The sequence below is a fragment of the Streptomyces venetus genome (genome assembly GCF_039540295.1).
In the GTDB taxonomy this organism is placed as follows: Bacteria; Actinomycetota; Actinomycetes; order Streptomycetales; family Streptomycetaceae; genus Streptomyces; species Streptomyces venetus.
This window is the reverse complement of the sequence record NZ_BAABET010000003.1, coordinates 266517-286295: the sequence shown is the minus strand read 5'-3', so window position 1 is coordinate 286295 and position 19779 is coordinate 266517. Positions and strand designations below refer to the sequence as shown.

General features: G+C 69.7%; 17 protein-coding genes. 11 read left to right on the top strand and 6 right to left on the bottom strand.

Annotated features, from left to right (window positions below):
• Positions 1-83 precede the first annotated feature (83 nt).
• On the bottom strand, positions 84-2396 hold the full coding sequence (locus ABEA82_RS11050; protein WP_345661215.1) for a (Fe-S)-binding protein: 2313 nt from the start codon (positions 2394-2396) through the stop codon (positions 84-86).
• Between the two features lie 305 nt (positions 2397-2701).
• Between ABEA82_RS11050 and ABEA82_RS11045 the strand changes: the two genes are divergently transcribed.
• The 7 genes from ABEA82_RS11045 to ABEA82_RS11015 all read left to right on the top strand — a co-directional run bounded on the left by ABEA82_RS11045 (position 2702) and on the right by ABEA82_RS11015 (position 10663).
• A complete protein-coding gene (locus ABEA82_RS11045) occupies positions 2702-3733 on the top strand; it encodes an MraY family glycosyltransferase (RefSeq protein ID WP_345661214.1) in 1032 nt (343 codons plus the stop codon).
• Between the two features lie 94 nt (positions 3734-3827).
• Positions 3828-5669: a molecular chaperone DnaK gene (gene dnaK, locus ABEA82_RS11040; RefSeq protein WP_345661213.1), complete on the top strand. Its 1842-nt coding sequence runs from the start codon at positions 3828-3830 to the stop codon at positions 5667-5669.
• Positions 5666-6322: a nucleotide exchange factor GrpE gene (grpE, locus tag ABEA82_RS11035; protein WP_142161421.1), complete on the top strand. Its 657-nt coding sequence runs from the start codon at positions 5666-5668 to the stop codon at positions 6320-6322. The genes dnaK and grpE overlap by 4 nt, the downstream gene beginning before the upstream one ends.
• 36 nt (positions 6323-6358) lie before the next feature.
• Entirely contained in the window at positions 6359-7543 is a 1185-nt protein-coding gene (gene dnaJ / locus ABEA82_RS11030; RefSeq protein WP_345661212.1) for a molecular chaperone DnaJ, read from the top strand.
• Between the two features lie 5 nt (positions 7544-7548).
• Positions 7549-8001, top strand: coding sequence for a heat shock protein transcriptional repressor HspR (locus ABEA82_RS11025; RefSeq protein ID WP_003991778.1), 453 nt, complete (start codon positions 7549-7551; stop codon positions 7999-8001).
• 272 nt (positions 8002-8273) lie between these two features.
• Positions 8274-9383, top strand: a complete 1110-nt coding sequence (locus tag ABEA82_RS11020) for a sugar ABC transporter substrate-binding protein (RefSeq protein WP_425588507.1) — start codon at positions 8274-8276, stop codon at positions 9381-9383.
• 242 nt (positions 9384-9625) lie between these two features.
• On the top strand, positions 9626-10663 hold the full coding sequence (locus ABEA82_RS11015; RefSeq protein ID WP_345661210.1) for a helix-turn-helix transcriptional regulator: 1038 nt from the start codon (positions 9626-9628) through the stop codon (positions 10661-10663).
• Here ABEA82_RS11015 and ABEA82_RS11010 read toward each other — a convergent pair.
• Positions 10626-11612, bottom strand: a complete 987-nt coding sequence (locus ABEA82_RS11010) for a helix-turn-helix transcriptional regulator (RefSeq protein ID WP_345661209.1) — start codon at positions 11610-11612, stop codon at positions 10626-10628. The two genes, ABEA82_RS11015 and ABEA82_RS11010, sit on opposite strands and share 38 nt — an antisense overlap.
• Positions 11609-12628: a helix-turn-helix transcriptional regulator gene (locus tag ABEA82_RS11005; protein WP_345661208.1), complete on the bottom strand. Its 1020-nt coding sequence runs from the start codon at positions 12626-12628 to the stop codon at positions 11609-11611. The genes ABEA82_RS11010 and ABEA82_RS11005 overlap by 4 nt, the downstream gene beginning before the upstream one ends.
• Before the next feature lie 301 nt (positions 12629-12929).
• Between ABEA82_RS11005 and ABEA82_RS11000 the strand changes: the two genes are divergently transcribed.
• Positions 12930-13265: a hypothetical protein gene (locus ABEA82_RS11000; RefSeq protein WP_345661207.1), complete on the top strand. Its 336-nt coding sequence runs from the start codon at positions 12930-12932 to the stop codon at positions 13263-13265.
• Between the two features lie 167 nt (positions 13266-13432).
• Here the strand turns inward: ABEA82_RS11000 and ABEA82_RS10995 are convergent, their stop codons facing one another.
• Entirely contained in the window at positions 13433-13849 is a 417-nt protein-coding gene (locus ABEA82_RS10995; RefSeq protein WP_345661206.1) for a pyridoxamine 5'-phosphate oxidase family protein, read from the bottom strand.
• Between the two features lie 139 nt (positions 13850-13988).
• On the opposite strand from ABEA82_RS10995, the gene clpB reads away from it, so the two are divergent.
• Positions 13989-16586: an ATP-dependent chaperone ClpB gene (gene clpB / locus ABEA82_RS10990; protein ID WP_345661205.1), complete on the top strand. Its 2598-nt coding sequence runs from the start codon at positions 13989-13991 to the stop codon at positions 16584-16586.
• Between the two features lie 21 nt (positions 16587-16607).
• Here the strand turns inward: clpB and ABEA82_RS10985 are convergent, their stop codons facing one another.
• The gene (locus ABEA82_RS10985; RefSeq protein WP_345661204.1) at positions 16608-17039 is read right to left on the bottom strand and encodes a hypothetical protein; all 432 of its coding nucleotides are present in this window, start codon (positions 17037-17039) and stop codon (positions 16608-16610) included.
• 208 nt (positions 17040-17247) lie between these two features.
• On the opposite strand from ABEA82_RS10985, the gene ABEA82_RS10980 reads away from it, so the two are divergent.
• A complete protein-coding gene (locus ABEA82_RS10980; protein ID WP_053670429.1) occupies positions 17248-17775 on the top strand; it encodes a YbjN domain-containing protein in 528 nt (175 codons plus the stop codon).
• Positions 17776-17855: 80 nt separating this feature from the next.
• On the opposite strand, the gene ABEA82_RS10975 is transcribed toward ABEA82_RS10980, so the two are convergent.
• Positions 17856-19166, bottom strand: coding sequence for a pyridoxal phosphate-dependent aminotransferase (locus ABEA82_RS10975; RefSeq protein WP_345661203.1), 1311 nt, complete (start codon positions 19164-19166; stop codon positions 17856-17858).
• A gap of 128 nt (positions 19167-19294) precedes the next feature.
• On the opposite strand from ABEA82_RS10975, the gene ABEA82_RS10970 reads away from it, so the two are divergent.
• Positions 19295-19588 (top strand): hypothetical protein, encoded by a 294-nt coding sequence (locus tag ABEA82_RS10970; RefSeq protein ID WP_345661202.1) that lies wholly within the window; start codon positions 19295-19297, stop codon positions 19586-19588.
• Positions 19589-19779: the final 191 nt, after the last annotated feature.

The window sequence follows — 19779 nt, the reverse complement described above, 5'->3', positions numbered from 1 at the left end:
CCCGATGGCTCGGGACAAGGGGCGTCGGAACAGACGGAACAGTCGGAGCGGTAGGAGCGGTCGCGACTACCCGCGGGAGTCGCCTACTTCACCGGCTCAGGCTCCGGCGCGTTCGCCGAGTCCGCCGTGCCCGCCGGCGGCTCGCCGTCGTCGTCGGCGTCCTCCGCCGGGACCGGCGTCTTCACCGAGTCCAGCAGCAGCTGGGCCACGTCCACCACCTGGATGGACTCCTTGGCCTTGCCGTCGTTCTTCTTGCCGTTGACGGAGTCCGTGAGCATCACGAGGCAGAACGGGCAGGCCGTGGAGACGATGTCGGGGTTGACCGACAGGGCCTCGTCGACGCGCTCGTTGTTGATGCGCTTGCCGATGCGCTCTTCCATCCACATCCGGGCACCACCGGCGCCGCAGCAGAAGCCGCGCTCCTTGTGGCGGTGCATCTCCTCGTTGCGGATGCCCGGGACGCTGGCGATGATCTCGCGCGGCGGCGTGTAGATCTTGTTGTGGCGGCCCAGGTAGCAGGGGTCGTGGTACGTGATGATGCCCTCGACCGGCGTGACCGGGATGAGCTTGCCCTCGTCCACCAGGTGCTGGAGCAGCTGCGTGTGGTGGATGACCTCGTAGTCGCCGCCGAGCTGCGGGTACTCGTTGCCGAGCGTGTTGAGGCAGTGCGGGCAGGTCGCGACGATCTTCTTGGCCGACTTGGGCTTCGCGGTCTCGGGGACGACCTTGCCCTCGTCGTCCGTCTCCTCGCCGAACGCCATGTTCAGCGCCATGACGTTCTCCATGCCGAGCTCCTGGAAGAGGGGCTCGTTGCCCAGGCGGCGGGCGGAGTCACCCGTGCACTTCTCGTCGCCGCCCATGATGGCGAACTTGACGCCCGCGATGTGCAGGAGTTCGGCGAAGGCCTTCGTGGTCTTCTTCGCGCGGTCCTCCAGGGCACCGGCGCAGCCGACCCAGTACAGGTACTCGACCTCGGTGAGGTCCTCGATGTCCTTGCCGACGACCGGGACCTCGAAGTCGACCTCCTTGAGCCACTCCAGGCGCTGCTTCTTCGCCAGGCCCCAGGGGTTGCCCTTCTTCTCCAGGTTCTTGAGCATCGTGCCGGCCTCGCTGGGGAAGGCGGACTCGATCATGACCTGGTAGCGGCGCATGTCGACGATGTGGTCGACGTGCTCGATGTCCACCGGGCACTGCTCGACGCAGGCGCCGCAGGTGGTGCAGGACCACAGGACGTCCGGGTCGATGACGCCGTTCTCCTCCAGCGTGCCGACCAGGGGGCGCTCGGCCTCGGCCAGGGCTGCCGCGGGCACCGAGGCGAGCTGCTCCTCGGACGCCTTCTCCTCGCCCTCCATCGTCTTGCCGCCGCCGGCCAGCAGGTACGGCGCCTTGGCGTGCGCGTGGTCCCGCAGGGACATGATCAGCAGCTTGGGGGAGAGGGGCTTGCCCGTGTTCCAGGCGGGGCACTGCGACTGGCAGCGGCCGCACTCGGTGCAGGTGGAGAAGTCCAGCAGGCCCTTCCAGGAGTACTGCTCGACCTGGGAGACGCCGAAGACGTCGTCCTCGCCCGGGTCGGTGAAGTCGATCGGCTTACCGCCGGACGTCATCGGCTGCAGGGCGCCGAGGGCCGTGCCGCCCGTCGCCTCGCGCTTGAACCAGATGTTCGGGAAGGCGAGGAAGCGGTGCCAGGCCACACCCATGTTGGTGTTCAGGCTGACCGTGATCATCCAGATCATGGTCGTGCCCAGCTTGATCATCGCGAAGAAGTAGACCAGGTTCTGCAGCGCCGTGACGCTCAGGCCCTTGAAGGCCAGGACCAGCGGGTACGAGGCGAAGTACGCGGCCTCGTAGCCCTCCACGTGGTGCAGTGCGCCCTCCAGGCCCCGCAGCACGTAGATCGCCAGGCCGATGGTGAGGATGACGTACTCGACGAAGTACGCCTGGCCCATCTTCGAGCCGGCGAAGCGGGACTTGCGGCCCGGGCGCGACGGCAGGTTCAGCAGGCGGATGACCATCAGCGTGGCGATGCCGAGGGTCGTCATCGCGGCGATGAACTCGATGTAGAGCTCGTAGGGCAGGAAGCCGCCGAGCACCGGCAGCGTCCAGTCGGCCTGGAAGAGCTGGCCGTACGCGGTGATGATGGTCGGCGGCAGCGTCAGGAAGCCGATCGCCACGAACCAGTGCGCGACGCCGACGATGCCCCACCGGTTCATGCGCGTGTGGCCGAGGAACTCCCTCACCAGGGTCACGCTGCGCTGGTAGGGGTTGTCGGTCCGGGCACCGGCGGGCACGGGCTGGCCCAGCTTGAAGTACCGGACGAACTGGCCGATCGCGCGTGCGAGCAGTGCGACGCCGACCACGGTCAGTACCAGCGACACGATGATCGCGGCGAGTTGCATGGGGGCTCCTCGGGCCTGCGAGGGGTTTCGTCGGGGCGACCTCTCGTTCCCGAAGGTTCCCCGAAATTACTAAGCGGTAACTTATGCAGTCCGTCTGAGACTACCCTCATCTTCTGTCGCACTGTAGCCAGCCCTGCGGTGATCTGCGTCGCTGAGGGTTGCCTGAGTGCCCGGACCTCGGAGCAGCGGGTCGAGGAGATTCGTGAAGGCTGCGGGGGCGTGCAACGGGCGTTGTTCCTGAGGCGATGTCCAGGATGATCGTGTTATTCCCGGCTGATCCCCTCATTCACCCCTATTTTGGAGCGGTGCTCTACGGGATCGCCGCCGCCGCAACCGCCCTCCTCCTCACCGCCCTGCTCACGGCCCTCCTCCGGGCCCCCGCCCGCCGGCTGCGCCTGTTCGACCGGCGGCGGCAGCGGGAGGTGCCGTTGTCCGGGGGGCCGGCCGTCGTGCTCGTCACCGGGGCCGTCGTGGGTGCGGGGCACTGGATCGGCATCGCGCCGCCGCTGGACGACGAGGTCCTGGAACTCCTCGTCGCCGGGGGCGTGGTCGCCGTGCTCGGGTTCGTCGACGACGTGTGGCGGCTGCGGCGCCGGGTGCTGGCCGTGGGTACGGCGGTGGCGGCGGCGTGTGTCGTGCCCTACGGGGAGACGGGGATCGGGAGCGGGCTGCTCGCCGTCGGGTGGGTGGTGTGTGCGACCTTGGGTTTCCGGGGGCTCGATCACGCCGACGGGCTCGCGGGAGCCGTGGGAGTGGTGACGGCCTTCGGCGCGGGGGCCTGTGCCGCCATCGAGGTGATGGACGGCATCGCCGTGCTGATGAGCGCGCTGGCCGCGGCGCTGACCGGGTTCCTCGTCCACAACTGGCATCCCGCGCGGGCCGCGCTCGGGGCCTCTGGGTCGATGTCCGCCGGATTCGTGCTGGCCGGGGGAGTCGTGTACGCGCGGGCCGGGCAGGGGCTCGGGGAGAGCGCGGGGGTGCTGTGCGCACTCACCGCCGTGGTGGGTGCCGACGCCGTACTGGTCCTGGTGGCGCGGCGGCTGGACGGGCGGGCCGTTCTGCGGAGCGGGCCGGACCATCTCGGGCACCGGCTGCGGCGGCTCGGGCTGACCGTGCACGGGGCGACGCTGCTGCTGGTGTTCGGCGCGTTCTCCGGCGTGCTCGTCGGGGTACTCGCGCACGCCGGCTGGGTCGGCACGGACGCCCTGTGGTGGGTGGCGGGTGTGGCTCTCGCCGTCGTACTCGCGCTGTCACGCGTTCGCGTGTACGGTCCCCGAAGCCCACGGCGTCCGGTATCGCCGCAGGTCAGCGCCCCGTTGCGTGTAAGGAACGGATAAGAGTTGAGCCTGCTCGACTCAGCTCTGTTGACCGGTCGGGGGCCGTCGTGCACACTTGAGTCCGTTCCACTCAAGTCAGCTGGAGGAATCAACCATGGCACGTGCGGTCGGCATCGACCTGGGCACGACTAACTCCGTCGTCAGCGTTCTGGAGGGCGGCGAGCCCACCGTCATCACCAACGCCGAGGGCGCCAGGACCACGCCGTCCGTCGTCGCCTTCGCCAAGAACGGTGAGGTGCTCGTCGGAGAGGTGGCCAAGCGCCAGGCGGTCACGAACGTGGACCGGACCATCCGCTCCGTGAAGCGTCACATGGGCACGGACTGGAAGATCGAGCTCGACGGGAAGCCTTTCAACCCGCAGCAGATCAGCGCCTTCGTGCTCCAGAAGCTGAAGCGTGACGCCGAGTCCTACCTGGGCGAGAAGGTGACCGACGCGGTCATCACCGTCCCGGCGTACTTCAACGACTCCGAGCGCCAGGCCACGAAGGAGGCCGGCGAGATCGCCGGTCTGAACGTGCTGCGCATCGTCAACGAGCCCACCGCGGCCGCCCTGGCGTACGGCCTCGACAAGGACGACCAGACCATCCTGGTCTTCGACCTCGGTGGCGGTACGTTCGACGTCTCGCTGCTGGAGATCGGCGACGGTGTCGTCGAGGTGAAGGCCACCAACGGTGACAACCACCTCGGTGGTGACGACTGGGACCAGCGCATCGTCGACTACCTGGTCCAGCAGTTCCAGTCCGGCCACGGCGTGGACCTGGGCAAGGACAAGATGGCCCTGCAGCGTCTGCGCGAGGCCGCCGAGAAGGCGAAGATCGAGCTGTCCTCGTCCACCGAGACCTCGATCAACCTGCCCTACATCACCGCCTCCGCCGAGGGCCCCCTGCACCTCGACGAGAAGCTCACCCGCGCCCAGTTCCAGCAGCTGACCGCGGACCTGCTGGAGCGCTGCAAGACGCCGTTCCACAACGTCATCAAGGACGCCGGCATCTCCATCAGCGAGATCGACCACGTCGTCCTGGTCGGCGGCTCGACCCGTATGCCCGCCGTCGCCGAGCTCGTCAAGGAGCTGACCGGCGGCAAGGACGCCAACAAGGGCGTCAACCCGGACGAGGTCGTCGCCATCGGCGCCGCCCTCCAGGCCGGTGTCCTCAAGGGCGAGGTCAAGGACGTCCTGCTCCTCGACGTCACCCCGCTGTCCCTCGGCATCGAGACCAAGGGCGGCATCATGACCAAGCTCATCGAGCGCAACACCACGATCCCGACCAAGCGGTCCGAGATCTTCACCACGGCCGAGGACAACCAGCCGTCCGTGCAGATCCAGGTCTACCAGGGCGAGCGCGAGATCGCGGCGTACAACAAGAAGCTCGGGATGTTCGAGCTGACCGGTCTGCCCCCGGCGCCCCGCGGCGTCCCGCAGATCGAGGTCTCCTTCGACATCGACGCCAACGGCATCATGCACGTGACCGCGAAGGACCTGGGCACGGGCAAGGAGCAGAAGATGACCGTCACCGGCGGCTCCTCGCTGCCGAAGGACGAGGTCGACCGCATGCGCCAGGAGGCCGAGCAGTACGCGGAGGAGGACCACAAGCGCCGCGAGGCCGCCGAGTCCCGCAACCAGGGCGAGCAGCTCGTCTACCAGACCGAGAAGTTCCTCAAGGACAACGAGGACAAGGTCCCGGGCGAGATCAAGACCGAGGTCGAGGAAGCCGTCGGCGAGCTGAAGGAGAAGCTCAAGGGCGAGGACACGGCCGAGATCCGCACCGCCACGGAGAAGGTCGCGGCCGTCTCGCAGAAGCTGGGCCAGGCCATGTACGCCGACGCGAACGCCGCGCAGGCCGCGGGCGGCCCCGCCGGTGACGCCGGTGCCAAGGCCGACGACGACGTCGTCGACGCCGAGATCGTCGACGAGGACCGGAAGGACGGTGCCGCGTGACGGAGGAGACCCCGGGCTTCGACGAGCAGCAGCCCGACGTCCCTTCCGGCGCCACCTCCGACGACGCCGAGCCGAAGGCCGCCTCCCCCTCCGCTGAGGAGGGGGCGGCCCCGGCCGGGGACACGGGCCAGGACGTGGCTCTGGTGGCCCAGCTGGACCAGGCCCGCACGGCGCTCGGCGAGCGCACGGCGGACCTCCAGCGCCTCCAGGCCGAGTTCCAGAACTACCGCCGCCGGGTCGAGCGTGACCGGATCGCGGTCAAGGAGATCGCCATCGCGAACCTCCTGACCGAGCTCCTGCCCGTGCTCGACGACATCGGCCGCGCGCGTGAACACGGCGAACTCGTCGGCGGCTTCAAGTCCGTCGCCGAGTCGCTGGAGAGCACCGCGGCGAAGATGGGTCTGCAGCAGTTCGGCAAGGAGGGCGAGCCCTTCGACCCGACGATCCACGAAGCCCTGATGCACAGCTACGCACCGGACGTCACCGAGACGACGTGCGTGGCGATTCTGCAGCCCGGGTACCGGATCGGCGAGCGCACCATCCGCCCCGCGCGGGTGGCCGTGGCCGAACCCCAGCCGGGGGCACAGACGGTCAAGGCGGACGAGTCCGCCGACGCCGACGACAAGGAGAGCGGTGGCCCGGACGAGGGCTGACGACATAGCGGACGAAGGGAAGGAGGGGCGTCGAGGATGAGCACCAAGGACTTCATCGAGAAGGACTACTACAAGGTCCTCGGCGTCCCCAAGGACGCCACCGAGGCCGAGATCAAGAAGGCGTACCGGAAGCTCGCCCGCGAGAACCACCCGGACGCCAACAAGGGAAACGTCAAGGCGGAGGAGCGCTTCAAGGAGATCTCCGAGGCCAACGACATCCTCGGCGACCCCAAGAAGCGCAAGGAGTACGACGAGGCACGCGCCCTCTTCGGCAACGGCGGCTTCCGCCCGGGGCCGGGCGGCGCGGGCGGCTCCTTCAACTTCGACCTGGGCGACCTCTTCGGAGGCGGCGCCCAGGGCGGCGGCCAAGGGGCCGGCGGCTTCGGCGGCGGTCTCGGTGACGTCTTCGGGGGCCTGTTCAACCGCGGTGGCGCGGGCGCGGGGACGCGCACGCAGCCGCGGCGCGGCCAGGACATCGAGTCCGAGGTCACGCTGAGCTTCACGGAGGCGATCGAGGGCGCGACCGTCCCGCTGCGGATGTCCTCGCAGTCGCCCTGCAAGGCCTGCTCGGGCACCGGCGACAAGAACGGCACGCCCCGGGTGTGCCCGACCTGCGTCGGCACCGGGCAGGTCGCCCGGGGCAGCGGCGGCGGTTTCTCCCTGACCGACCCCTGCCCCGACTGCAAGGGCCGCGGCCTGATCGCGGAGAACGCCTGCGAGGTCTGCAAGGGCAGCGGCCGGGCCAAGTCCTCGCGGACCATGCAGGTGCGCATCCCCGCGGGCGTCAGCGACGGCCAGCGGATCCGGCTGCGCGGCAAGGGTGCGCCGGGTGAGCGCGGCGGCCCGGCGGGCGATCTGTACGTCGTCGTGCACGTCGACTCCCACCCGGTGTTCGGCCGCAAGGACGACAACCTCACCGTCACCGTCCCGGTCACCTTCGCCGAGGCGGCCCTCGGCGGAGAGGTCCGGGTGCCGACGCTGGGCGGCCCGCCCGTCACGCTGAAGCTCCCGCCGGGCACCCCCAACGGGCGTACCATGCGCGCCCGGGGCAAGGGCGCGGTCCGCAAGGACGGCACCCGCGGCGATCTTCTGGTCACCGTCGAGGTGAGTGTTCCGGCGGACCTGACGGGGAAGGCTCGTGACGCACTCGAGGCGTATCGCGAGGCGACCGCGGGTGAGGATCCGCGGGCGGAGCTGTTCCAGGCCGCGAAGGGAGCATGAGTCAGATGGACGGTCGTCGACGCAATCCGTATGAACTGACCGAGGAGACCCCGGTCTACGTCATCTCGGTGGCGGCCCAGCTGTCCGGCCTGCACCCGCAGACTCTGCGCCAGTACGACCGCCTGGGCCTGGTGTCCCCGGACCGCACCGCCGGCCGGGGCCGCCGCTACTCGGCCCGTGACATCGAACTGCTCCGCCAGGTGCAGGCGTTGTCGCAGGACGAGGGCATCAACCTGGCGGGCATCAAGCGCATCATCGAACTGGAGAACCAGGTCGCCGCCCTCCAGGCCCGGGTGGCCGAGATGGAGGACGCGCTCGACGGCGCGGCGGCGGCCATGCGGCAGCGCGAGGCGGCGGTGCACGCGTCGTACCGCCGGGACCTGGTGCCGTATCAGGAGGTCCAGCAGACCAGCGCGCTGGTGGTGTGGCGGCCGAAGAGACAGCAGCAGTCCGACTGACGCGTACGCGTGAGTGAAAGGGGCCGGGAGGCAACTCCCGGCCCCTTTCGTCTGACCTGACCCGGTTTCGCCGGATCTCCTGTCAATGACTGACCGGTGCAGAGCACTTGGAGACGATTCCGCACCGTCTTCACAACCGTTGCGGAGCGTGGTGTTGTCATCTCGTTAAGTGCTTCCGCTTGACGCTGGGGGCCCGCTCCGCGTTGGCTTTTCAGTCACATGGGCCACAAAGCTGTGCCCACGTCCGAATCACACGCGAAGTGAGCTCCCGCATGCGTCGTCGTATCTCCATATCCGTGGCCGTCGCCACGATGTCCGTCACGCTCGCCGGCTGCGGCGTGCTCAACGCGACCGGGAGCAGCGACGACGCGAGCCCGGCGAAGGGCGACGACATCACGGTCGGGCTGCTGCTCCCGGAGAAGGCGAACACCCGGTACGAGAACTTCGACTACCCGATCATCAAGAGGAAGGTCGAGTCCCTCACCAACAACAAGGGCCGCGTCGTGTACGCCAACGCCGAGGCACGCGCCGGGCAGCAGGCGACGCAGATGCAGAAGATGATCGACGACCGGGTCGACGTGATCCTGCTGGACGCGGTCGACTCGCAGGCCATCGCGAGCGGCGTGAAGAAGGCCAAGGAGGCGGGCATCCCGGTCATCGCCTACGACCGGCTGGCCGAGGGCCCGATCGACGCGTACATCTCCTTCGACAACGAGCTCGTCGGCGAGGTCCAGGGGCGCACCCTGCTGGAGGCCATCGGCGAGGACGCGAGCCTCTCCGACAAGATCGTCATGATGAACGGCTCTCCGACGGACCCGAACGCCAAGCAGTTCAAGGCCGGGGCGATGTCCGAGCTGAACGGCAAGGTGACGATCGCGCAGTCCTTCGACACCAAGGACTGGAAGCCGGAGAACGCGCAGGCCAACATGGCCGAGGCGATCGCGAAGATCGGCAAGGGCAACATCGCCGCGGTCTACTCCGCCAACGACGGCATGGCGGGCGGCATCGTCGACGCGCTGGAGGCCGCGGGCGTGACCGAGCTGCCGCCGATCACCGGGCAGGACGCCGAACTCTCCGCGGTGCAGCGGATCATCACCGGCGAGCAGTACATGAGCGTCTACAAGTCGTACCCCCAGGAGGCGGAGAACGCCGCCGAGATGGCCGTGGCCAAGGTCCAGGGCCGCGACATCCAGTTCGCCGCCCTCACCCGCGACAAGGTCGACAGCCCCACGGACAAGGGCATCCCGGCCCAGCTCGTGCCCGTGGTCGCCCTCACCAAGGAGAACATCAAGGACACGGTCGTCGCCGACGACATCTACAAGCTGTCGGACATCTGCACGGCGCAGTACAAGGCGGCGTGCTCGGAGATCGGCCTGAAGTAGCCCCTCCGGCGGGCGGCGGCCGACGCCGCCCGCACCCCCCTCGGAGTCATCCGCCCCCGGCAGGACTCCGTTTCGGTCACCCCCCCGGCCCTTTGTTGCAACGCGACGAGCTGAGGCGTGGAGATACCGGTGTGTACCGGTGGTTTCCGGCGGTGGCGGCGCGGGGAGCCGTGTTGCGGAGCAGGTCCGGTCCGCGCATAGTTGCGCTGCGGAAGACGGCGAAACCGGGGGTGGGATGGGCGATGGCCGGGCACGGGGCGGAGGAGCATCCACACGGTGCCGACCGACTGTGCGGGGCCGGGGATCGCGTGTACTCCCGGGCCGTACGGCGGGGCCGTGTGCCGCGCCGGGACGCGGACCCGGTGCCCTGTCTGCTGGAACTCGCCCTGCTGCACCCGGACCCCGACGACATGGACTGGCTGGTGCCGACCTCCCCGCAGGAGGTCATGACCCGGCTGCTGCGCGGGATGTACGACGAGGTGAGCGCGAGTCAGCGGCGGGTGGGCTCGGCCGTGGCGGCCGTCGAGTGGTACGCCGGCCTCGGCCGCCAGGTGCGGCCGGACACGTCGGTGGCGGAGGGCCCGGCGATCCGGGTCCTGGACGGACTCGCCCGGATCCAGGCCGCCATGGACGAGGCCACGCAGGCGTGCACGACCGAGGTGCTCACGGTCCAGCCCGGCGGCATCCGGCGTGAGGCGGAACTCTCCGAGGGGCTCCACCGGGCGCTGGCCCTGCGCGGCCGCGGGGTGCGGATGCGGGACCTGTACACGCACGTCGCCCGGCACGGGCAGGGGCTGCTCACGTATCTGGAGCTGATGGGCGACGCGGTGGAGGCGCGCACGCTGGACGAGGTGATCGACCGGCTGATCCTGTTCGACCGGACGGTCGCCTTCATCCCCGCCAACACCGACCGCACGATGGCCCTCGAATTACGGCACCCGGCGATCGTCGAGTACCTCGTCACGGTCTTCGAGCGCCTGTGGCGCCTCGCCATCCCGCTGACCGCGCCGCTCCCCGACACCGGCATCGAGGGCATCTCCCACCGCGAGCGGTCGATCGCGGCCCTGCTGGCGGAGGGGCATCAGGACGCCGTGATCGCGGAACGGCTGGGGATCAGCGTCCGGACGTGCCGGGCCCACATCGCCCGGCTCTCGGAGACGCTGGGCGCGGCGAGCCGTACGCAGCTGGGTGTCCGCATCGCCCAGGCCGGCCTGGACGGCCCTCCGCGCTCCGGCGCGGCCGTCAAGGTTCCCGGTCGAGGATCCCCGAGCGTCCGATGAGAAACCCGAGCTGCGCCCGGCTCTGACTCCCCAGCGTCGCCGCGAGCTTGGCGATGTGGACACGGGCCGTGCGGATGTTCATACCGAGACGGTCGGCTATGACGGCGTCGGTGTGCCCTTCGACGAGGAGGGTGGCTATGGCGTGCTGGCGGGGGGTGATGCCGTTGTGGGACGGCCGGGGGGCGGCTATGGGGTACATGGGGGTGGCCAGGCGCCAGAGGCGGTCGAAGGTGGTGGCGAAGTGGTCCACGATGGCCGGGTGCCGGATCTCCAGGGCGAGTTTGCCGTCCTCGCCGGCCGGGACGAAGGCGACCGCGCGGTCGATGAGGATCAGGCGGTCGGGGACTTCGTCCAGCGTGCGGATCTGAACGTCGCCCTTCAGGCGCTCGCAACGGGCCGCGATGATCGGGAAGTGGCGCAGCGTGTGCGGGTACAGGGTGCGTATGCGGCAGCCACGGTCCAACGCGGCTTGGTCGCGGCCGAGGGACGCGGCGTCGGCGACCTGACCGCGTTCGCCGGTGAGTCCGGCCCGGGGCTGGACGGTGACCAGTTCTTCGGAGGCGTCGGCCATGGCCTCGGCGATCGCCCGGTTGATCGGTTCCGTGCCCGTGTGCAGCTGTAGCGTGCGGGTGCCGGTCGCCGCGAGAGGCGGGTCGGCGATCCGCATGAGCGAGCCGAACGTCTCGGCCAGCCGTGCCTCACGCCGCCGTTCGTCCGCGATCCGCTCCTCGTACGTCCGCAGCAGCCGGTGCAGCGCGACGACCGGCGCGACGGGCTCCAACTGAATCGGGTCGTCGACGGCGGGGCGCAACAGGCCCAGGTCGGTGAGGCAGGGGGCGGCCTGGGCATCCGCGGTCGGCAGCTGCCCCTGACGCAGGGCCCGTTCGTACAGCTCCGTGCCTGCGGAGCACAGATCTTCCTTGCCGTGCTCGTGGTGCGGCGCGCTCACTCGGGCACTTCCTCCCGCTCCAGGATCCCCGACTGCGCGATGAGGTAGCCGAGTTGGGCCCGGCTGCCGCTGCCCAGCAACGAAGCCAGCTTGGCGATGTGGGCCCGGCAGGTGCGCACGTTCATGCCCAGGCGACGGGCGATGGCCTCGTCGACGTGGCCCTCGACGAGGAGCTTGGCTATGGAGTACTGGATCTCCGTGATGCCGTCCGGCGCGATCTCGTAGGGAGTGGTCTCGCTCAGGGGAACCGCCCGGTTCCACATGAACTCGAACACCTTGATCAGGTACCGGATGATCCCCGGGTGCCGTAGCTCGAGTGCGACTTGCTGGTCGTCCCGGATGGGGATGAAGGCGACGGTCTCGTCGCAGATGATCAGGCGCTCCACGAGCTCGTCGATCGTGCGGTACTCCGCCTTGCCGTCGGCGAGCCGTGCGGAGTAGGTCAGCTGCTCCGGGTTGTACCGGGCCGTGTGCTGGTAGACCGTGCGAATCCGCACGCCACGTTCGATCAACGGCCTGTCGCGCTTCATCCCTTGCAGGAGGCTACGCTCGGACACGCGGTCACTCGGCTGGAGCGTGAGCATCTCTTTCTGGCACTGGGACGTGGCGATGTTCAGCGCGGCGTTGATCCGCTCGCCGCCCTCCAGGACGGTGATGGAGTCGCTGGTCGTGGCCATCTGGGCGCCGAGGGTCATGAACGGCTGAAAGATCTCCGCGACTGCCACCGCCCGTCGCCGGCGGTCGGCTATCTCCTGTTCCAGGGGGTTGAGCTGCCGGGAGAGGGCTACCACAGGGGGAACCGGGCGAAGCCAGGTCGGGTCGTCCGGATCGGGGTGGAGCAAGGCCAGTTCGATCAGGCACGGCGCGGGGTCCGCGTCCCTGCGCGCCAGACGTCCGGCACGCAGTGCCATGGTGTAAAGGCGGCCACCTTCCTCGCACAACTCGGTAATCGAATGGGGATGTGTCTCATTCGCCTGATTCGATCCCAAATTTCCACCCCCCAGGGTCCTGAACATGCAGGAACATGATGCATCGATTCTGTGGCCATGACGTGCCCGAATGAGCCATCGTCGTACCTGACGGGGGAAAAGGGGACCTTCAAGTGAGGACGAAGCCGACTATGTGCAGCAGAATGCTTCGCTCGGTGCTTGTCGCCGCCTTCTCCGTCGCTGCGGCCCTGGGTGCGCTGGGGGGCTTCTCCGACGCGAAGGACGAGGTACGGGCGAACAGCGTCTGGCCCTCGGTGGCTGTGAGCGCCGAGTCCGGCGGCGGAGAGAGCGCTTCGAGCCCCGGTGCTGAGGAAATCGGGAGCTGACCGTGACCACTCCACCCGACGACCGCTCCTTCCGCCGTGAAATGGCCACCGCCTACCGCTCCGGCTGGCACTTCATCGACCTGGTCACCGCCATCCCCCACGACGGTGACTCGCTGATGGTGACCGTGTTCGGAGAGCCGGTCGTCGTCACGCGGGACGAGGAGGGAGACGTACGGGCGTACCGGTGTCTGCGGCGGCCTCGGGGGGCGCCGCAGCCAGTGCGATGTGCCGTACGGTACGGAATGATCTTTGTGAACCTGGACCAGCGGGACCATCAGCAGGTGGAGGCCGACTCCCCTGCCCCGAGGACCATCTCTGCCACCCCCCGCAGTGCCTGACGCGATTCCCCCGTCGTAAAAGATCGCTCAGGTGCTTCCCCCCGCAGCGGCGTCACCGTGACCTGAACACGGTGACGCCGCTGCAGTTTGTGGAGACATTTCCGGGTATCGGCCCCGTCACGCTGTGGCTGGAAGCAGTCGATCAAGGGTGTGGATTTTCACTTGGGTCAACCCCGCCCCATCGCCCGCGTCAGCTCGATCTCGATCACCACGCGCGCCGGATTCGGCGACGGGTTCCTCCCGTAGCGCTCGGCGTAGCGCCGCTCCGCCTCCGCGACCCGTTCCGGCTCGTTGCGCACGAAGGCCCGGCCCTCCAGCGTCGCCCACCGGCGGCCCTCCATCTGGCAGACGGCGACCGCCGCCCCCTGCTCCCCGGCCGCCAGCACGTGCCGCGCCTTCGCGCTCGCCTTGTTGGTGATCACCCGAGCCAGACGGGCCTCGGGATCGTATGTGACTCCGACGGGTACTACGTGCGGAGTGCCGTCCGGGCGGGGAGTCGTCAGGGTGCACACATGCCGTTCCCGCCAGAAGCTGAGGTACTGAGCGTCAGGAGCGCCGGGATCCACGGAGTACTTGGTCGCCATGGACCGGAACTTAGCCGCTCCGCACCTCCCGGAATCGGCCTTGAGTGGAATAGACTCAACTTTGTGCACGTTGACCGAGTCAGGCTGACGGTCCTGTGGGACGTGGCACGCAGCTTCACGCAAGGAGGAGAACGCGAACGTGGACGCCGAGCTGACCAACCGGAGCCGGGACGCGATCAACGCGGCCAGCAACCGGGCCGTGACCGAGGGGCACCCCGACCTCACCCCCGCCCACCTGCTGCTCGCGCTGCTCCAGGGCCAGGACAACGAGAACATCACCGACCTGCTCGCCGCGGCCGACGCCGACCAGGCGGCCGTGCGCGAGGGAGCCGAGCGCGTGCTCGCGGGGCTGCCCAGCGTCACCGGCTCCACCGTGGCGCCGCCCCAGCCCAACCGCGAGATGCTCGCGGTCGTCGCCGACGCGCAGGCCCGCGCCAAGGAGCTCGGGGACGAGTACCTCTCCACCGAGCACCTGCTCATCGGCATCGCCGCCAAGGGCGGCGCGGCCGGCGAGGTGCTCTCGCAGCAGGGGGCCGACGCCAGGAAGCTCCAGGACGCCTTCCAGAAGACGCGGGGCCAGCGCCGGGTGACCACGGCCGACCCCGAGGGCCAGTACAAGGCCCTGGAGAAGTTCGGGACCGACTTCACCGCCGCGGCCCGAGAGGGGAAGCTCGACCCCGTCATCGGGCGGGACCAGGAGATCCGGCGGGTCGTGCAGGTGCTGTCCCGGCGGACCAAGAACAACCCGGTGCTCATCGGTGAGCCCGGCGTCGGCAAGACCGCCGTCGTCGAGGGGCTCGCCCAGCGGATCGTGAAGGGTGACGTGCCCGAGTCGCTGAAGGACAAGCGGCTCGTCGCGCTCGACCTCGGCGCCATGGTCGCCGGGGCGAAGTACCGGGGCGAGTTCGAGGAGCGGCTGAAGACCGTCCTCGCCGAGATCAAGGACTCCGACGGGCAGATCATCACCTTCATCGACGAGCTGCACACCGTCGTCGGGGCCGGCGCGGGCGGCGACTCCGCCATGGACGCCGGCAACATGCTGAAGCCCATGCTCGCCCGCGGTGAGCTGCGCATGGTCGGCGCCACCACCCTCGACGAGTACCGCGAGCGCATCGAGAAGGACCCGGCGCTGGAGCGGCGCTTCCAGCAGGTGCTGGTCGCCGAGCCGACCGTCGAGGACTCCATCGCGATCCTGCGCGGACTCAAGGGACGGTACGAGGCCCACCACAAGGTCCAGATCGCCGACAGCGCGCTCGTCGCCGCCGCCTCGCTCTCCGACCGGTACATCACCTCCCGCTTCCTGCCCGACAAGGCCATCGACCTCGTCGACGAGGCGGCCTCGCGGCTGCGCATGGAGATCGACTCGTCTCCCGTCGAGATCGACGAACTCCAGCGCGCCGTCGACCGGCTGAAGATGGAGGAGCTGGCGATCGGCAAGGAGACCGACGCGGCCTCCCGCGAGCGACTGGAGAAACTGCGCCGCGACCTCGCCGACAAGGAGGAGGAGCTGCGCGGCCTCACCGCCCGCTGGGAGAAGGAGAAGCAGTCCCTCAACCGGGTCGGTGAGCTGAAGGAACGCCTCGACGAGATCCGCGGCCAGGCCGAACGCGCCCAGCGCGACGGCGACTTCGACACCGCCTCCAAGCTCCTCTACGGCGAGATCCCCGCGCTGGAGAAGGAACTGGAGGCCGCCTCCGAGGCCGAGGAGGAGGTCGCCAAGGACACCATGGTCAAGGAGGAGGTCGGCGCCGACGACATCGCCGACGTCGTCGCCTCCTGGACCGGCATCCCGGCCGGGCGCCTGCTGGAGGGCGAGACGCAGAAGCTGCTGCGTATGGAGGACGAGCTGGGCAAGCGGCTCATCGGCCAGACCGAGGCCGTGCGCGCGGTGTCCGACGCCGTACGCCGCAGCCGCGCCGGCATCGCCGACCCCGACCGGCCCACCGGCTCCTTCCTCTTCCTCGGCCCGACCGGTGTCGGCAAGACCGAACTGGCCAAGGCCCTCGCCGACTTCCTCTTCGACGACGAGCGGGCGATGGTCCGCATCGACATGTCGGAGTACAGCGAGAAGCACAGCGTGGCCCGCCTGGTCGGCGCCCCGCCCGGCTACGTCGGCTACGAGGAGGGCGGCCAGCTGACGGAGGCGGTGCGCCGCCGCCCGTACTCCGTCGTCCTGCTCGACGAGGTGGAGAAGGCCCACCCCGAGGTCTTCGACATCCTCCTCCAGGTCCTGGACGACGGGCGCCTGACGGACGGCCAGGGCCGTACGGTCGACTTCCGCAACACCATCCTGGTGCTGACGTCGAACCTCGGCAGCCAGTTCCTGGTCGACCCGCTGACCAGCGAGGCGGAGAAGAAGGAGCAGGTGCTGGAGGTGGTGCGCAGCTCCTTCAAGCCGGAGTTCCTCAACCGCCTGGACGACCTGGTCGTCTTCTCCGCGCTGACCAAGCCCGAGCTGGAGCGCATCGCCAAGCTCCAGATCGACCGCCTGGCCAAGCGTCTCGCCGAGCGGCGCCTCACCCTCGACATCACACCCGAGGCCCTGGCCTGGCTCGCCGAGGAGGGCATGGACCCGGCCTACGGTGCCCGTCCGCTGCGCCGCCTCGTCCAGTCCGCGATCGGCGACCGCCTCGCCAAGGAGATCCTCTCCGGCGAGATCAAGGACGGCGACACGGTACGGGTGGACCGCTCCGAGGACGGTCTGCTGGTGGGACCGGCCACGGGCAAGACGCTGTAGCGGTCGCGCGGTACTCGGCGCTCACATGGTGAACGCCGAGTACCGCACCACCGCGGTCTCGGCGTTCTCGTACTCCACCCTCACCTGCACCACGTGCGCCTCGGCCGTACCGGGCAGGCCGTCCTCGTGGGTCACATCCAGACAGAGGGCCCCGCAGGGGCCGCCGGTCCGGATCTCCGGCGCGTCCGGGTACGTCGTGCGCAGCCAGTCGCGCACGTCCGCGCGCGGCATCCGCAGCACCGCCGCGTACGCGGTGTCGATGCCGTGTTGCACGGTGCAGTTACCGGCCTGGGCGGCCGCGGGCCGTTCGGCGCCGCCGAAGCGGAGCGCCTCGGCGCAGGGCACCGCCGCCCTGCCTCCCGCGCGCGGGTCGTCACCGTCCGACAGGGCCCACAGGAACAGGCCGACGACCATGCACCCGATGACGAGCACGGGCACGCCCAGGATCGCCATGACGAGACCCCACCGGGTACGTCCTCTGCCCGCTGTCACCATGCCGTCCGACCCCCTCCGTCCGCCGCCTGGAAGGACGGGATCCGGAGCCCGGAGGTTGCGGGTGACCGGATCGTGTCAGCCATGGGCTTAGCGGGGTAGTCGGGGCTTGCCACCCCCCGCCCCGCATGGGGGAGGATGGCGGAATCCGTACGAAGGGAAATTCACGGTGACCATCGACCCGTCCTCGATTCCGAACTTCGGGGGCCAGCCCGAGCCGCAGCCCGGCGGCCCGGCCGGCCCCGTCGTCCCGGATCAGGACCTCGTGAAGCAGCTCCTCGACCAGATGGAGCTCAAGTACGTCGTCGACGACGAGGGAGACCTCGCGGCGCCGTGGGAGCAGTTCCGCACCTACTTCATGTTCCGGGGTGAGGGAGACCAGCAGGTCTTCTCCGTGCGGACGTTCTACGACCGGCCCCACGAGATCGAGGCCAAGCCGCAGATCCTGGAGTCCATCGACGACTGGAACCGCCGCACCCTGTGGCCCAAGGTCTACAGCCACACCCACGACGACGGCACGGTCCGCCTGATCGGCGAGGCCCAGATGCTGATCGGCATGGGCGTGAGCCTGGAGCACTTCGTCTCCTCGACGGTCAGCTGGGTGCGCGCCGCGATCGAGTTCGACAAGTGGCTTGTCGAGCAGCTCGGTCTTGAGGAGGAGATCAACGAGGCGGAGAAGCCCGAGGACGACGAGTAGGCCCAGCCGGGCCCTTACGGCGCGTCGGCGCGTACGAACAGGTACGTGCTGCACGCGCCGTCACGCTTTTTCGGCGTCCGTCACGCTTTTCGGGCGCCCTTCACGCTTTCTCGGGCGCCCCCAGACCCCGGCGATGCCCCTCGCCGCCCCTCAGAGCCCGGCGTCGCCCCGCGAGCCCCGGGCGACGCCCCTCCCGTCCCGGAGACGCCCTTCAGCCGTCGCACGGCCTCCTCCAGCACCCCGGTCCGCTTGCAGAAGGCGAACCGTACGAACGGGGCGCCCTGCTCGCGGTGGTCGTAGAAGACCGCGTTGGGGATGGCGACGACGCCCGCGCGTTCCGGCAGGCCGCGGCAGAAGGCGAAACCGTCGCTCTCTCCGAGGGGACGGATGTCGGTGGTGACGAAGTAGGTGCCCGAGGGCTGGAAGACCCGGAACCCGGCCTCCTCCAGGCCCGCCGCCAGCAGGTTCCGCTTGGCGAGCATGTCGGCGCGGAAGTCCGTGAAGTACGACTCGGGCAGCGACAGCGCCTCGGCGACCGCGTACTGGAACGGGCCCGCCGAGACGTACGTCAGGTACTGCTTCGCCGACCGCACCGCCGTGACCAGCTCCGGTGACGCCGTCACCCAGCCGACCTTCCATCCGGTGAACGAGAACGTCTTCCCGCTGCTCGAAATGGTGACGGTACGCTCGCGCATCCCCGGGAACGACGCCAGCGGCACGTGCTCGGCCTCGTCGAAGACCAGGTGCTCGTACACCTCGTCCGTGACCACGAGCAGGTCGCGCTCCACCGCGAGCTCGGCGATCGCGGCCAGCTCCTCGCGGGTGAGGACCGTGCCGGTCGGGTTGTGCGGGGTGTTGATCAGCAGCAGACGGGTGCGGTCGGTGACGGCGTCGCGCAGTTCGTCGAGGTCGAGGCGGAAGCGGCCCTCCTCCTCGTGCGGGCGGAGCGTGACCGGCACCCGGCGCCCGCCCGCCATCGCGATGCACGCCGCGTACGAGTCGTAGTACGGCTCGAAGGCGATCACCTCGTCGCCGGGCTCCAGCAGGGCCAGCAGCGCGGCGGCGATGGCTTCCGTGGCCCCGGCGGTGACCAGGACCTCCGTGTCGGGGTCGTAGGACAGGCCGTAGCGCCGCCGCTGGTGCGCGGTGACCGCGGTGCGCAGCTCGGGAACGCCCGGGCCCGGCGGGTACTGGTTCCCGCGGCCGTCCCGCAGAGCCCGTACGGCGGCCTCCCTGACCTCCTCGGGTCCGTCGGTGTCGGGGAAGCCCTGCCCGAGGTTGATGGCGCCGGTGCTCAGGGCGAGGGCGGACATCTCGGCGAAGATCGTCGTCCCGAACTCGGCGAGCCGGCGGTTGAGGAGGGGGCGCGCACTGGAGGTCATGCCGGCCATCCTCCGCCGAAGCTCTGGAGTTCCTCAACTCTGCTTTGGGGCGAGCGGGGGGCGGGCATCCCCCGTTCACGCAAGAGCGAGGCGCCCACGGGGGGCCGCTTCGGGGGAAACGGAAGGAGGGTGAAGCCATGGTCGTCGGCATCATCCTGGCGGTGATCGCGGTCGTCTTCATCGGGGCGCTGGTGTCCAAGGCCCGCAGGGGCGGGACCGGCCGATCCGGGCGGACGACGCGTCGCGGGGCGTGGGCGTCCTCCGGTTCGAGCAGCAGCAGCGGCAGCTGGTGGGCGGGCGGGGGAGACTCCGGCTCGTCCGACGGCGGCGGGCACCACGGGGGACACTCCTGCGGCGGCGGCTCCTCCTGCGGGGGCGGGTCGTCCTGCGGCGGAGGTGGTGGAGGTGGATGCGGCGGCGGAGGCAGCTGAGCCACGCCGGCCGTCCCGACGGGAAAGCCGCATCCATTGAGCACATCCATCGACGCGGGGTCCGCACCTGGGGGCGGGCCCCGCGTTTCCCGTGCCGGGGTGCGAAGTTCCCGGCCGGCGGACACGTCGAACGCATGTCGGGTGCTCCGGGGTGTCGCCCGGCAACTTCGCATGTCTGTAGGACAACTGCG